Source organism: Postechiella marina (genome assembly GCF_039538365.1).
Taxonomy (GTDB): Bacteria; Bacteroidota; Bacteroidia; order Flavobacteriales; family Flavobacteriaceae; genus Postechiella; species Postechiella marina.
On the sequence record NZ_BAABCA010000004.1, the window covers coordinates 64,550 to 79,735 of the forward strand.

General features: G+C 30.6%; 16 protein-coding genes. 6 read left to right on the plus strand and 10 right to left on the minus strand.

Going from position 1 to position 15,186, the window contains the following annotated elements:
* Window positions 1-203 precede the first annotated feature (203 nt).
* On the plus strand, window positions 204-1,961 hold the full coding sequence (locus tag ABD715_RS09535; RefSeq protein WP_344787962.1) for an ABC transporter ATP-binding protein: 1,758 nt from the start codon (window positions 204-206) through the stop codon (window positions 1,959-1,961).
* 160 nt (window positions 1,962-2,121) lie between these two features.
* A complete protein-coding gene (locus ABD715_RS09540) occupies window positions 2,122-2,526 on the plus strand; it encodes a PUR family DNA/RNA-binding protein (RefSeq protein ID WP_344787964.1) in 405 nt (134 codons plus the stop codon).
* Window positions 2,527-2,576: 50 nt separating this feature from the next.
* On the opposite strand, the gene ABD715_RS09545 is transcribed toward ABD715_RS09540, so the two are convergent.
* Genes ABD715_RS09545 through ABD715_RS09555 form a run of 3 tightly spaced genes read right to left on the minus strand, consistent with a single transcriptional unit; the run spans window position 2,577 to window position 4,855 of the window.
* A complete protein-coding gene (locus tag ABD715_RS09545) occupies window positions 2,577-3,608 on the minus strand; it encodes a lysophospholipid acyltransferase family protein (protein WP_344787965.1) in 1,032 nt (343 codons plus the stop codon).
* Between the two features lie 11 nt (window positions 3,609-3,619).
* On the minus strand, window positions 3,620-4,516 hold the full coding sequence (locus ABD715_RS09550; RefSeq protein WP_344787966.1) for a bile acid:sodium symporter family protein: 897 nt from the start codon (window positions 4,514-4,516) through the stop codon (window positions 3,620-3,622).
* A gap of 3 nt (window positions 4,517-4,519) precedes the next feature.
* Window positions 4,520-4,855 carry a tRNA-binding protein gene (locus ABD715_RS09555; RefSeq protein WP_344787967.1) on the minus strand — a complete coding sequence of 112 codons (336 nt, stop codon included), beginning with the start codon at window positions 4,853-4,855 and terminating at the stop codon, window positions 4,520-4,522.
* Between the two features lie 125 nt (window positions 4,856-4,980).
* Between ABD715_RS09555 and ABD715_RS09560 the strand changes: the two genes are divergently transcribed.
* The gene (locus tag ABD715_RS09560; protein ID WP_344787968.1) at window positions 4,981-5,538 is read left to right on the plus strand and encodes a thioredoxin family protein; all 558 of its coding nucleotides are present in this window, start codon (window positions 4,981-4,983) and stop codon (window positions 5,536-5,538) included.
* Here the strand turns inward: ABD715_RS09560 and ABD715_RS09565 are convergent.
* The 5 genes from ABD715_RS09565 to ABD715_RS09585 form a co-directional block, all read right to left on the minus strand.
* Window positions 5,535-6,020 carry a GNAT family N-acetyltransferase gene (locus ABD715_RS09565; RefSeq protein ID WP_344787969.1) on the minus strand — a complete coding sequence of 162 codons (486 nt, stop codon included), beginning with the start codon at window positions 6,018-6,020 and terminating at the stop codon, window positions 5,535-5,537. The genes ABD715_RS09560 and ABD715_RS09565 overlap by 4 nt on opposite strands.
* Before the next feature lie 7 nt (window positions 6,021-6,027).
* A complete protein-coding gene (locus ABD715_RS09570) occupies window positions 6,028-6,570 on the minus strand; it encodes a YfiT family bacillithiol transferase (protein ID WP_344787970.1) in 543 nt (180 codons plus the stop codon).
* A 56-nt stretch (window positions 6,571-6,626) separates the two neighbouring features.
* Window positions 6,627-7,049, minus strand: a complete 423-nt coding sequence (locus ABD715_RS09575) for a hypothetical protein (RefSeq protein ID WP_344787971.1) — start codon at window positions 7,047-7,049, stop codon at window positions 6,627-6,629.
* Between the two features lie 328 nt (window positions 7,050-7,377).
* On the minus strand, window positions 7,378-8,310 hold the full coding sequence (locus ABD715_RS09580) for a peptidylprolyl isomerase (RefSeq protein WP_344787972.1): 933 nt from the start codon (window positions 8,308-8,310) through the stop codon (window positions 7,378-7,380).
* Between the two features lie 283 nt (window positions 8,311-8,593).
* A complete protein-coding gene (locus ABD715_RS09585) occupies window positions 8,594-10,798 on the minus strand; it encodes a RecQ family ATP-dependent DNA helicase (protein ID WP_344787973.1) in 2,205 nt (734 codons plus the stop codon).
* A gap of 202 nt (window positions 10,799-11,000) precedes the next feature.
* Between ABD715_RS09585 and ABD715_RS09590 the strand changes: the two genes are divergently transcribed.
* The 3 genes from ABD715_RS09590 to lptB all read left to right on the plus strand — a co-directional run bounded on the left by ABD715_RS09590 (window position 11,001) and on the right by lptB (window position 13,645).
* Window positions 11,001-11,966 carry a KpsF/GutQ family sugar-phosphate isomerase gene (locus tag ABD715_RS09590; protein ID WP_344787974.1) on the plus strand — a complete coding sequence of 322 codons (966 nt, stop codon included), beginning with the start codon at window positions 11,001-11,003 and terminating at the stop codon, window positions 11,964-11,966.
* The gene (tatC, locus tag ABD715_RS09595) at window positions 11,966-12,796 is read left to right on the plus strand and encodes a twin-arginine translocase subunit TatC (protein ID WP_344787975.1); all 831 of its coding nucleotides are present in this window, start codon (window positions 11,966-11,968) and stop codon (window positions 12,794-12,796) included. The genes ABD715_RS09590 and tatC overlap by 1 nt, the downstream gene beginning before the upstream one ends.
* Window positions 12,797-12,904: 108 nt before the next feature.
* On the plus strand, window positions 12,905-13,645 hold the full coding sequence (gene lptB / locus ABD715_RS09600; protein ID WP_344787977.1) for an LPS export ABC transporter ATP-binding protein: 741 nt from the start codon (window positions 12,905-12,907) through the stop codon (window positions 13,643-13,645).
* 116 nt (window positions 13,646-13,761) lie between these two features.
* On the opposite strand, the gene ABD715_RS09605 is transcribed toward lptB, so the two are convergent.
* Both ABD715_RS09605 and ABD715_RS09610 read right to left on the minus strand, forming a co-directional pair.
* On the minus strand, window positions 13,762-14,358 hold the full coding sequence (locus ABD715_RS09605) for an LURP-one-related family protein (RefSeq protein ID WP_344787978.1): 597 nt from the start codon (window positions 14,356-14,358) through the stop codon (window positions 13,762-13,764).
* 20 nt (window positions 14,359-14,378) lie between these two features.
* The gene (locus ABD715_RS09610; RefSeq protein ID WP_344787979.1) at window positions 14,379-15,185 is read right to left on the minus strand and encodes a TerC family protein; all 807 of its coding nucleotides are present in this window, start codon (window positions 15,183-15,185) and stop codon (window positions 14,379-14,381) included.
* Window position 15,186: the final 1 nt, after the last annotated feature.

Here is a 15,186-nt window from a genome sequence, read left to right on the forward strand (position 1 = left end):
TTTTTACTTTCGAGTGCAAAAATAATACTATTTTAAAAAACTACTTCATATTCTTCATGTTATTATTCAATTACTTTACATTACATCTTAAAAGTTAAAAACACACTTCATACTTTAGGGTATATTTAACAATTGGAATAAGTATAGCCAATACGTTTTTACTTTTAATACTTTATATTTGTGCCTATCTTTTAAACCCATAAATGAAAGAATTAAAACACCTTAATAAATACTTTTTAAAATACAAAACAAACCTCTTAGCAGGCGTTGTAATTACTGTAATAGCAAGAATATTTATACTATTTACTCCGCGTTACGTAAAAGAAATTTTTCTAGTAATAGAAAAACGTATGGCTGGCACTATTACCGAGGATGTTTTTAAAGCAGATTTAACTCAAGCCATTCTTTTTATTATTGGCGCATCTTTAATTGGAGCTTTACTTACCTTTTTTATGAGACAAGCCATAATTAATGTGTCGCGTTATATAGAGTTCGATTTAAAAAACGAAATATACGAGCAGTACCAAAAGCTCTCTTTAAACTTTTATAAAAAGAATAGAACTGGCGATTTAATGAATCGTATTAGCGAAGATGTTGGACGAGTACGCATGTATGCGGGGCCTGCAATTATGTACAGCATTAATACTATTACGCTTTTTTTAATTGCTTTTATTTATATGTTTAACGAAGCTCCAAAACTAGCTTTTTACACTATTATACCTTTACCTATCTTATCTTTAGCTATTTATAAACTTAGTAAAGAAATACATAGAAGAAGTACAATTGTACAAGAATATCTTTCTAAATTATCGACATACACACAAGAATCTTTTAGTGGTATTTCTGTAATAAAAGCCTATGGTATAGAACATCAAACCTCTACAAATTTTACAAACCTATCTGAAACAAGCAAACAAAAACAACTCAGTTTAGTTAAAGTACAGGCTTTCTTTTTTCCTATGATGATATTACTTATTGGAGCTAGTAATCTTTTAGTAATTTATATTGGAGGCATGCAATATATAAACGGAGAAATAAAGAGTTTAGGCACCATTGCAGAGTTTATTATTTATGTAAATATGCTAACATGGCCAGTAGCAACCGTTGGTTGGGTTACCTCTATTATACAGCAAGCTGAAGCTTCGCAAAAAAGAATTAACGAGTTTTTACAAATTGAACCAGAAATTAGAAACACAACCAAAGAACACACAAAAATTACTGGCGACATTGCTTTTAATAATGTCTCTTTTACTTATGATGATACTAATATTAAAGCTTTAAAAAATGTTAGTTTCTCTATAAACCATGGAGATACTTTGGCTATAATTGGAAAAACAGGTTCTGGAAAATCGACTATTTTAGATTTAATAGGTAGACTTTATGATATTGACTCAGGATCTCTTATTATTAACAATATAGAAATTGCAAAACACAACTTATCTGATTTAAGAAACCAAATTGGCTATGTACCACAAGATGCATTTCTTTTCTCTGATTCTATTAAAAACAACATTAAATTCGGGAAAGAAAACGCGACCGATGAGGAGGTAATTAATGCTGCGAAAAATGCCCAAGTCCATAAAAACATTAAAAAGTTTAATAATGGATATGATACCGTTTTAGGAGAACGCGGTATTACACTTTCTGGAGGACAAAAACAACGCGTTTCTATAGCTAGAGCGATTATAAAATCTCCAGAAATTTTATTATTCGACGATTGCTTGTCTGCTGTTGATACAGAAACAGAAGAAAAAATTCTTAAAAATTTAGCTAAAGTTTCGGCTAATAAAACAACTATTATAGTAAGTCACAGAATTTCTTCAGCTAAAAATGCTAATAAAATTATAGTTTTAGATAATGGAGAAATTGCACAAGAAGGCACGCACGACGATCTTATTAATATAGATGGATACTACAAACACCTATATTTAAAGCAGCTTAGCGAAACAGCATCTAAATAAATGTAAGTCTCTAAAAAACTTCATCTTACATATTTTTATATTCATTTTTCTTCTATATTGTTATAAAATACAAAAAGAATCTGCAGGTTTTGTTGGTTTCTATATATTTTTTTTAGATTTTTGATACAAATAATGATAATATTACAAATTCAATACAACTATGTATAATAATGATATGATGGAGAAAGAGGAGATATTTTCTAAAGTATTAAGAGCTGGAAGACGTACTTATTTTTTTGATGTAAGAGCTACAAAAGCTGAAGATTATTACCTTACGATTACAGAGAGTAAAAAATTTACAAATGACGATGGATCTTTTCATTATAAAAAACATAAAATTTATATTTACAAAGAAGATTTTTCTGAGTTTAGAGAAATTCTTTCTGAAATGACAGATTATATTATTCGCGAAAAAGGCGATGAAGTAATTAGTGAGCGCCATCAAAAAGATTTCAAAAAAGAATACAATAACAACGATGCTGTAACACCAACAACTAACGAAATAGCTAAAGAAGATACACCATCTACAGATAATTTTACAGATATTAGCTTTGACGATATTTAGTAACTAAGCGCAAAGATTTTAAAACCATTACAGTAATTGTAATGGTTTTTTTATGCTTTTACAGCAAGTAAAGCAAAAAACAAAACCATAATTAAGTATGCCAAACTAAAAGTCCAACCTATTAGCACTAGTATAATTAACATAAGTAAAACCACCCAAATTGGCACTAATGTAATAGCTATTGCAAACCTAAAGGTATCTATAAATTCGTTTTCTTTTATTTTTGGTTTTGCAACAAATCTCCAACAAACGTAAGGTAAAATAAGGCATACTATAAGCAATACTTTAAACAGTGGCTTTACAAAAAGAGAGCTTTTTTCTTTCTTAAAACCGTCTACTTCAACACCTTTTAAAATAAACTTGTTTATAGCATTAGGGTTTAAAAAATTCGCTTTTTTTGTTTTTAAAACATTTAAAATTTTATTGTAATTTTCTACTGGAATATGAGTTGTAAGCAATTTTAATTCATTAAAAACAGTTGCTTTTAAAGCTGATGCTGCTTTATTTTTATTTGAAATATCTATGTCTTTTAAAGCTATTGGCTTACCGTAAATAACAGTACAACTATCTCCAAAACAAGTTGGTTTTTTATAATTTAAACCTATAGGAATAATTTGTAAATCTGTTTCTGGAAAACGCTCTAAAGTTTCGAATACAACCCTTGTAAAACCTCTACTTAGTGGTCGCACTGTTCTTTTTAAACTATGATTTCCCTCTGGAAAAACACCTAAAGATTCGCCAGAATGCAATAAAGAGCCACTAGTTTCAAAAATTTCTTTATTATTTTTAATAGTAGACCAGCCATCTCTTACTCGGTACACGGGTAATAATTGTAAACCCTTTAAAAATTTACTCACAAAATCACTTTTAAAAACTCCTGCTCTTGTTAAAAAATATGGCATTAAATTGCAACTAGTTACTATTAACAAAGGATCTAATAATGCATTTTGGTGGTTAGACAAAAATAAAACAGGCTTATCCTTGGGTATATATTTTGCATTAATAACCTTTATGTTTTTATAATAAAAAAACAATCCTAATTTTATATAAAAACGTACGCTATGTAACCAAATGTTTTTCAAAAATTTTTATTTTAATTCCCCTTATTAGACCAATAAAAAGCTAATAACAAACCAGAAACAATGTGCCAAATACCCCAAAAGGCAGCAAGTATAGCCATTCCTCCTAAACCATCAAAAAAAGTAAAAATAAGCAACAATCCAAGCCCCGAATTTTGAATTCCTGTTTCTATAACTAAGGTTTTCTCTTCTTTAAAAGGTAACCTAAATAGTTTAGCAACGCCCAAACCTAAAAGAATGGCAAGTACATTATGAGAAATACCAATTAATAACACCCTATCTATATAATCGCTAAACACATCTATATTGTTAAAAAGAGCAATACAAACTATAACGCCGAATATTAAAATGGATAATGGTTTTAATATTTGTGATAATATATTTGCCCACTTTATATTAATATGCCTTATAAACATACCTAATATTAAAGGTACACCCAAAATTAAAACTACAAGTTTAAGCAACTCAAAAGGGTTTAGAGCTACGTCTTTTAAAATAGAGGATGTAGGTTGATATAAACTACCGTAAAACTGAAAATTAAAAGGCGTCATAAAAACAGCAAAAAAAGTGGCGAATGCTGTTAAACTAACAGACATAGCTGTATTGCCTTTAGCCAAATGCGTCATAAAATTAGAAATATTTCCGCCAGGACAGGCTGCAACCATTATCATTCCTAGAGCTATACTTGGTTGTGGGTTTAACACCAATACAAAAAGAAATGTTACAAAAGGCAGTAATATAAATTGCGATAAAAAACCTACTAGAAGCAGTTTAGGCTTTTTAAACAATAGCTTAAAATCTTTGGTAGAAATACCTAGAGCAACACCCAACATAACCACAGCTAGCGCAATATTTAAAACCCAAAGACTATTGGTAGAAAAATTAATATTAACGGTATCGAGTTCTTGCATTATCTAGCTTACAGAAACTCCATTCTTTACACGTTTTTCTGGATTTAGTAAAATAACATCTTTTCCACTTACAGCGCCAAGCACTAAGCATTCGCTCATAAATTTTGCTATTTGCTTACTAGGAAAATTTACAACTGCTATTATTTGCTTATTTAACAAGTCTGTTTTAGAGTATAAAGTGGTTATTTGTGCAGAAGATTTTTTAACACCTAAATCTCCAAAATCTATAATTAATTGATATGCAGGATTTCTAGCTTCAGGAAAATCGTTTACTTCAATTATAGTTCCAACTCTTAAGTCGGTTTTAGAAAAATCTTCGAATGTTATCGTTTTTGTCATCCTTAAAAATACAATTTACACCTTTAAATATAAATAGAACTACTAAAAATTTTATCAAAAAAAATTAAAATAAATTTAAGACAAGGTTCTTCCTAATTTTACGAACTTTGTATAAAACTAATAAAATGGCAAGAACATCTTCTAACATGCTTCCTCTGGGCACTGTAGCTCCAACTTTTAATTTATTAGATACTGTATCTAATAAAGCACGTTCTCTAGATAGTTTAAAAGGAAGTAAAGGTACCGTTATTATGTTTATTTGTAACCATTGCCCTTTTGTTATACATGTAAATTCTACTTTAGTTAAAATTGCTAACGCTTATGCAGGTAAAGGCATAAGTTTTATTGCTATTTCTAGTAATGATGCTATAAATTACCCCCAAGATAGCCCAGAAAAAATGACTATTCATGCTAAAACGGAAAATTATCCTTTTCCTTATTTATATGATAAAACACAAAATGTAGCAAAAGCCTATGATGCTGCTTGTACTCCTGATTTTTATATTTTTGATTCTGAGTTAAAACTAACTTATAGAGGGCAATTAGATAATTCTAGACCAGGCAATGGTTTTCCTTGCACAGGAGCAGATGTAACACATGCTTTAAATTGTTTATTAGAGAACAAAACAAACAGTAACACACAAAACCCAAGTATTGGTTGTGGTATTAAGTGGATTAATTAGCGAAGTTTTAATTGCCAAAAAGCAACATCTAGCCAAGTATCGAATTTACGTCCTACTGCTTTAAAATGAGCAACTTGCTCAAAACCAAATTTTTGATGTAATTTAACACTAGCATTATTTGGCAGTGTTAACCCGCCTAAAACCACATGGTAATCTTCTTGCTTAAACAAGCGCAATAATTCTTGATATAACTTTGTGCCTATTTGTTTACCATGAACTCCGTTTTTAACATAAACCGTAGACTCTACTGTTTGTTTATAGGCTGGTTTTGGTCGCCATTTACTACCGTAAGCATAACCTAAAACTTGATTATCTTCTTCAAAAACAATAAACGGATAATCGTTATTAATTCGGGTTACTTTTTCGGTAAAAGTACTTAAAGAAAGAGGTTCTATATCAAAAGTAACAATAGAATTTAACACATAGTAATTGTAAATATCTAATAGCTGTTTTATATCTTTTTTGTTAAAATCCCTAATCATAAAATGACTACCAATTATTACTTTTTATTAAATTCTCGATATGTGCGTAATGGTGATTACTATGCCAAGCATAATTACCAATATTAAAACCTAATGGTACTTCGCTGTTTGTTTCTGGGTGAATAAAAACTTTATTTAAATCTTTTTCTTCCAATCCATTTAGCAAATAAACAAGTTTAAAATGTATGGCTTTAATATGATTTAAAGACATTTCTATAGGAGCAGATTTAGAGTCGAATAACTCTGCCCATAGCTCTTCAAAATAAGCTTTTATAACTGGCTTATCTTCTGTTAAAGCCCATTTAAAACGAGTGTAACTATGGTGATGACTATCTGACACATGATGAACAACCTGCCTAATAGTCCATCCGCCTGGTCTATAAACAGTATCTAATTGCTCGTCTGTTAAGTCTTTAACTAGATTTTCTAATCTGCTAGGAAAGTTTTCTAATACAGATATCCATTTTTTTAAATGGTTTGCAGTAATTTTTTCGGGACTATTAAACTGGCCAATAGGATACTTTAATTTTTCTAAATTAACATTATTCAAAATACAAATATTTAAAATTATTAATACGCATTAATAAAGATAAACATAAATACTTATTAAGCAACCTCGTCTAACCTATTATGAACCCAATTTATTGCTGTATATATACAATTAAATCTTTTTATTTTTTTATTAAAAAACAAATTTTCTACTAGCCAACTTAATTTTGTTGTTTCTTTATCTGAAACTATACAATATTCTTGAAGCGCATAAGTGTTTTTTATAAATTTAAGCCAATCTGATGGCACTACAGAATAAGAATTAACTCTATTAGAAATATAAACCAAATCGTTTCCATTAGTGCCTAAAAACATAGAGATATCTTCTACAACTTTTTTTGCATGGTTTTCCCAGCTAAACGAAATGCCTTTGTTTATTTCTGATACAACAAAGCCTTTAAAAATAAAGATTGTTCCAAAGGGATAATTGAGTTCTTTTAGAACATCTGAATAAATTTCTGTTTCTTTTATACTTACCATTATTTGCTATTAATCGGAAGATAAAATTAAACACAAAAAATTAAATTGTTAAATATATTCGACAAATTAACTATTTACTAGCTGTAGCTAGTATTTTATTGTTGTTAAATAACTCTTTTATATATTAATTTAACAATGAAACTTAAAAAAACTAAGAATACCCAAGACTAGTTTGTGTTTTTAATTTTTACTCTGCTGGTCAATAAAAAAAGCATCATCTTTCGATGATGCTTTTAAATTATAATTTTATCCTTAGTTTAAGTATTTGTATATGTTTTTACCTAGATACAGAATATCTTAATTGTAAAAAAAGATACTTGTACTCTGCTTACTTTACATCCATTAATTCTACATCAAAAATAAGCGATGCATCTGGAGGAATAACTCCTCCAGCTCCTGCACTACCATAAGCTAAATCGCTAGGTATTACAAAACGAGCTTTGTCTCCTACTTTAAGTAAACTTACACCTTCGTCCCATCCTGGAATAACTTGTCCAACGCCTAAAGCAAAATCTATAGGTTGGTTACGTTTGTAAGACGAATCGAAAACAGTACCATCCGTTAATTGTCCTTTATAATGTACAGACACTGTTTTTCCCTTTTCTGCTTGCGCTCCAGATCCTTCTTGAATAATTTGGTAACGTAAACCACTATCTGTTTTTTTAAATCCTGTAGCTATTTTATCTAACTCTGCTTCTGCTTTAGCTTTTGCTTCTGCTAACATTTGCTCTCTAGATCCTTCAAAAGTTCTAAAGGCTTCAATAGCATTATATGCTTCAGCTTCTGCTCCAACTCTTACAATTTCTAAGCTTTCAATAACATCGCCTTGTGCTATAGCGTCAACAATGTCTTGTCCTTCTGTTACTTTTCCAAAAACAGTATGCTTACCATCTAACCAAGCTGTTTCTATATGCGTTATAAAAAATTGACTTCCGTTTGTTCCTGGCCCTGCATTTGCCATAGATAAAACACCTGGTCCGTCGTGCTTTAAATCTGGATGAATTTCGTCTTCAAATTTGTACCCTGGGTTTCCAGATCCAGATCCTTGAGGACATCCTCCTTGAATCATAAAATCTGGTATTACTCTATGAAATTTTAATCCATCGTAATAAGGTGTTCCCTGAGGTTTTACAGAGTTTTCCATGTTTCCTTCTGCTAAAGCAACAAAGTTACCAACTGTTCCTGGTGTTTTTTTGTATTCTAAAGCGACTATAATTTCGCCTTTTGTAGTATTAAATTTTGCGTATAAACCGTCTTGCATTGTTCTAATTTTTAAGAAAGTGCAAAGATAGGAAAGTTAGTTAAAAAGTTAATAGATAGAACTTATTAGTTTTAAAATATATAGCAAACTCACCTTCTTTATATTTATGTGATTTGTATTTTATCTATAACCTTTACAAACTAAAATAGGCTGTAAATTTACAACCAATTAACACCTATGGCATATTACCATGTTAGCTATTGAGGCTCTCCCCATTTTTCTTTGGGAAGCAACTGCTAAAAGCCCGACCTTTAGGTAACGCCCCAATATTAACTTATGTTTTTTAATTAGCTACTTCGCTAATAAACTTAATTCTGTACAACCTTAGCTCTTCATCGTCATAATCTCCATCAAACTCTTCTATAGCATCACCTATACTATCTGTTTCGCATTCCATAAAGTAATCATGGATTTCTTCTTGTTGGTCTTCATCCAAAATATCGTTAAGCCAATAGTCTATATTCAATTTTGTTCCAGAATAAACTATAGCTTCCATTTCTTTAATAAACTCTTCCATAGACATACCTTTGGAAGAAGATATATCGTCTAGAGGTAATTTTCTATCTATATTTTGAATAATGTATAATTTGTTTGCAGAATTGCTTCCTGTAGATTTTACAACCAAATCGTCTGGTCGTGTTATATCATTTTCTGCAACATAAGTTGCAATTAAAGCGACAAAATCTTTACCATACTTTTTTGCTTTTCCGTCGCCCACTCCATGAACATTACCCAACTCTTGAATAGATATAGGGTATTTTAACGCCATATCTTCTAACGACGGATCTTGAAAAATAACAAAAGGCGGAACGCCTAGTTTTTTCGCATTCTTTTTACGTAAATCTTTTAACATGCCCATTAAAGTAGCATCTGCAACAGCTCCTGCTCCTTTAGCTGCGGTTATAATGGTTCCATCTTCTTGTTCGCCATCAAATATATGATCTTCTGTCATCATAAAAGACACTGGCTTTTTAATAAATGCTTCTCCAGACTCCTTAAGTTTTATAACACCATAAGTTTCGATATCCTTTTTAAGATAACCAGCAACTAATACTTGGCGCAATAATGCCATCCAATACTTATTGTCTTTATGTTTACCTTTGCCAAAAAAGGGCTGATCGTTAGTTTTATGAGAGTTTATTAAGGCATTTTCTTTACCTGTTATAACATTTACTAAATCTTTTGATTTATATTTTTGATTAGTGTCTCTAATTACTTCTAATAAAATTTTAGCATCATCTTTAGCTTCAACTTGTTTTTTTGGATGACGAATATTATCATCCATATCGCCTCCTTCACCAGTTTCGTTATCAAATTCTTCACCAAAGTAATGTAGTATAAATTTTCTTCTAGATATTGAGGTTTCTGCAAAAGCAACAACTTCTTGTAGCAAAGCATGTCCTATTTCCTGCTCGGCTACTGGCTTGCCAGACATAAATTTTTCTAATTTCTCTATATCTTTATAGGCATAGTAAGCTAAACAATGACCTTCGCCACCATCTCGACCTGCTCTACCCGTTTCTTGATAGTAACTTTCTATACTTTTTGGTATATCGTGATGTATTACAAAACGAACATCTGGCTTATCTATTCCCATACCAAATGCAATAGTAGCTACAACCACATCGACATCTTCCATAAGAAACTTATCTTGATGACTACTTCTTGTTTTTGCATCTAAACCAGCATGATATGGCACAGCCTTAATTCCGTTAACTTGTAAAACCTGCGCTAATTCTTCAACACGTTTTCTACTTAAACAATAAACAATACCTGATTTACCATCGTTTTGTTTTACAAAACGAATAATATCTGCATCTACAGTTTTCGTTTTTGGTCTTACTTCATAATATAAATTAGGTCTGTTAAAAGAGGCTTTAAATGTTGTTGCGCCAGAAATACCAAGATTTTTAATAATATCTTCTTGTACTTTAGGTGTTGCAGTAGCTGTAAGCCCAATAATTGGAATATTATCGCCAATGCGTCCTATAATATGTCTTAGGTTTCTGTATTCTGGTCTAAAATCGTGTCCCCACTCACTAATACAATGCGCCTCGTCTATAGCCATAAAAGAGACTTTAACAGTACGCAAAAACTCTACGTTCTCTTCTTTGGTTAACGATTCTGGTGCAACATATAGCAGTTTGGTTATACCATTTACAATATCTTCTTTTACTCTTTTTACTTCGGTTTTGTTTAAAGATGAATTTAAAACATGTGCTACGCCATCTTCTTTAGAAATACCACGAATGGCATCTACTTGGTTTTTCATTAAAGCTATTAAAGGCGACACCACAATTGCTGTACCTTCTTGCATTAATGCTGGTAATTGGTAGCATAAAGATTTACCTCCCCCTGTTGGCATAATCACAAAAGTGTGAGAACCAGACAACAGGCTTTCTACAACATCTTCTTGTAAACCTTTAAACTTGTTAAAGCCAAAATATTTTTTTAACGCTGCGTGTAATTCACTTTTATCTATTGACATGAATTGAAAAAAATTTATTTACTTATTATACAAACAAAATAACCTATTTTAATAGATTAATTTTAGTAATGCATTTCGAGAGCCCTCATATTTTTTTTCATTAGTTTTGTAACGAAATTTTAAATTTAATATTAAATTAAATTTGAGCGAGATTAAAGATAATAAAATCTTTAAAAGCATCAAGTAAAAAAATTAACAAATTTTGAATAGCACAGATTCTATCATAAATATCGCTAAACAAACTATTGAAACCGAAGGTAAAGCCATTTTAAATTTATCTAATTTAGTAAATAACGATTTTAGCGAAGCTGTACAACTTATATATAACGCTAAAGGTCGTGTTATTATTACCGGTATTGGTAAAAGCGCCATTATTGCAAGTAAAATTGTAGCCTCGTTAAACTCTACTGGTACACCATCTGTTTTTATGCATGCTGCAGATGCTATACATGGCGATTTAGGTTTAATTTTAGAAGACGATGTTGTTATTTGTATATCTAAAAGTGGTAATACTCCCGAAATTAAAGTGTTAGTACCTTTAATTAAAAGAGCAAAAAATAAAATGATTGCTATTACTGGTAATGTCGATTCTTTTTTAGGTAAAGAAGCCGATTATATTTTAAATGCCTTTGTAGATAAAGAAGTTTGCCCTAATAATTTAGCTCCAACAACAAGTACTACTGCACAACTAGTAATTGGTGATGCTCTTGTGGTATGCTTATTAGAGTTACGTCAATTTTCTAGTTCAGATTTTGCTAAATATCATCCTGGTGGCGCATTAGGTAAAAAACTATACTTAAAAGTTGAAGACATATCTAAGGTTAACGAAAAACCTAAAGTTTATACTAATGCGAGTATAAAAGATGTTATTTTAGAAATGACAGAAAAAATGTTAGGTGTTACAGCAGTAATTGAAAATGATGAAGTTTTAGGGATAGTAACAGATGGAGATTTAAGACGAATGCTTACCAAAACATCTAACTTTACAGGTTTAACTGCTAAAGATATTATGACGCCTAACCCAAAATGTATTAATAACGATAAAATGGCTGTAGACGCAAAAGAAGTGATGGAAACATATGGCATATCGCATCTTCTTGTAGAAAACGATGGTAAATATGCGGGAGTTATTCACATACACGATTTAGTAAAAGAAGGTATTATATAATGGCAAATAAAAACATAAACGAGATGTCTTTTCTAGATCATCTTGAAGATTTAAGATGGCATTTAATTAGAGCTGTAGTTGCTATTTTAATAGCTGCAACTGCTGCTTTTTTAATGAAAAGTTTTATTTTTGACACCATAATATTTGGTCCATCAAAATCAGATTTTTTAACCTACGACTTATTATGCAAAGCATCGCAATTATTAGGTTTTGATAGTTTTTGTGGTACAGAGTTTAATTTTGAAGTACAGAGTAGAACCATGGCAGGGCAATTCTCTGCTCACATATGGACCTCTATAACCTTTGGTTTTATAATATCTTTTCCATACGTAATTTATCAATTGTGGCGATTTATAAGTCCAGCCATGCACGAAAACGAACGCAAACATTCGCGTGGTTTTATTATAATATCATCGCTTTTATTTTTTATGGGGTGTCTTTTTGGATATTATATTATCTGCCCACTCTCTATTAACTTTTTAGGCACCTACCAAGTCGCAGATAAAGTACACAACGATTTCGATTTAAATAGCTACATTGGCTTAATTAGAGCATCTGTTTTGGCTTCTGGACTAATATTCGAATTACCAATAATTATATACTTTTTAACAAAAGTAGGCTTAGTAACTCCAGAGATTTTACGTAAATACAGAAAATTTGCTCTTGTTGGCGTATTAATACTAGCTGCTGTTATTACACCTCCAGATATTGCAAGCCAGGTTATTGTTGCTATTCCTATTATTATTCTATACCAAGTAAGTATTTATATTTCTAAAATTGTAATTAGAAATCAAGAAAGAAAAGAACGTAAAGCAAGACAAAAAGCCTAAAACATATAATTTCGCTTTCGCGAAAACTAGTTAGTAAACCAACATAATTTTACAACCTGCTATAATAGTGTATATGATTTTACTATTTTTAGCGTTCACTATAAAGATATGATTTTAAAAGCCGAAAATTTAATGAAGTCCTACAGTGGACGAAAAGTTGTAAAGTCTGTTTCTCTTGAAGTTAATCAAGGCGAAATAGTAGGTTTACTAGGCCCTAATGGTGCTGGAAAAACAACATCTTTTTATATGATTGTTGGACTGATTAAGCCAAATGGAGGACAAATTTTTCTAGATAATACCGAGATTACAAAATTTCCAATGTACAAACGTGCACAAAACGGTATTGGTTATTTGGCACAAGAAGCATCTGTATTTAGAAAACTAAGCATAGAAGACAATATTTTAAGTGTTTTACAACTTACCAAACTAAGTAAAAAAGAACAACTCCATAAAATGGAATCTTTAATTGACGAGTTTAGCTTAGGACATATTAGAAAAAGTAGAGGCGATTTATTATCTGGTGGAGAACGTAGACGTACCGAAATTGCTCGTGCTCTAGCTACAGACCCAAATTTTATTCTTTTAGATGAGCCTTTTGCAGGGGTAGATCCTGTTGCTGTAGAAGATATACAACGTATTGTAGCCCAACTTACCAAAAAGAATATTGGTATTTTAATTACAGATCACAACGTACAAGAAACACTAGCTATTACAGATAGAACTTACTTAATGTTTGAAGGTAGTATACTTAAAGCAGGAAAACCTGAAGAACTAGCTAACGACGAAATGGTACGTAAAGTCTATTTGGGTCAAAACTTCGAGCTTCGTAAAAAGAAAATTAGAGAGTAAGCTTAACCACCTTAAAAAAACATTTCCTGTTATTTTACATGATATTGATTTCTTTGAGGTAAATATAACAGTTTTTTATAGCGTTTTTAATGGCTACTAATTCTAAAATAGGAAAATTAGCCTTTTCTTCTTTCTAACAAGATCATCATCATCAAACCTAAAATAATACGTTCTTGATCATCCAAATCAATATCATTTAGTTTCGAAATTTTAAATTTTCTTCCAAAAAAAGAAGCTTCTTTTGTTAATTTAACAATAGCTTTATTATTTAAATCTAACACACTGTAGCTAGGGTTAAAAAAATACCCTGTAAAAAAACCTAAAACCGGTATTTCTCCCAATAAAGAATCTAACACCTTAACCCAGGCATTGTCTTCTCTAATATGATATTGTAATTTTTGATGCTGGTCTATTAATTCGTATTCTGTTTTCCATATAGACCTCCAACCTTTTCTCGCTACCTTACCTATTTCTTTGTCGTTTTTATCTTTAATACTATATGCAGCAGAAAAATCGATCCATCTATCTGCATTAATTCTATAATCTAAATGTTGCTTAGATGCGTTGTTGTAAATAAGAATATCCTCTTTAAACTTAAACATTTTTTGCTTTACGTAAGCAATAGTTTCTCCTAGCGAATCTGTAGCTGTAAAATCGTTAGAGAGTGTTCCAATATTAAATTTAAAATCTACAGGATAATTAATGTCTTTCATCTTATTTGCTTAAATTATTATTACTCTTGAGCAGCTTTTTCTTTTAATAATTTCTTTTGGTATTTTCCTTGAACTACATCTACAATAACCAAAACAGCTAGAACAAAATAAAAAGTTGTTTTACTCATTGGCACAATATGGTTTCCAAATAATTCTAAATGTGCTAAATGCCCTCCTTCTGTAACCAACATAATACCAACAATAAAAAGGATAAATAAGCCTAACACTTCGTACATTCTATTTTTAGCTAAGAACGTCGAGATTTTATCGGCTAATAAAAGCATTAATAAGCCACTAGCAACAATAGCAATAGCCATAATAATAAATGCAGTGGTAGAGTTTTCTATATCACTTGTTAGCCCAATTGCTGCTAAAATAGAATCAAAAGAAAACACTAAATTCATTATAACAATACTTGTAATAACTGCATTAGAGCTTTTACCTCGTTTACCATCTCCTCCTTCTAGATCATGATTTAAGTCGGTAGTGCCTATCATATGCCATATCTCTTTTATGGCTGTATAAATAATAAATCCGCCACCAGCTAATACAATTATACTATGCCCATTAAAAGCAAAATGTACAATATCTTTTATACCTCCACTTAAAAACGCAAATGGTTCTTGAAAAAAGCCTATTATAGACACCAACACAAAAAGCAATACAATTCTTAAAACAATAGCTATTAATATACCTACTTTTCTAACTCTTTTTTGATCTGTTACAGGAGCTTTTTTACTCTCTAAAGAAATATATAATAAGTTATCGAAGCCCAAAACTGCTTGCAAAAGCACTAACATTAATAATGTAAAAATATTTTCTAACATT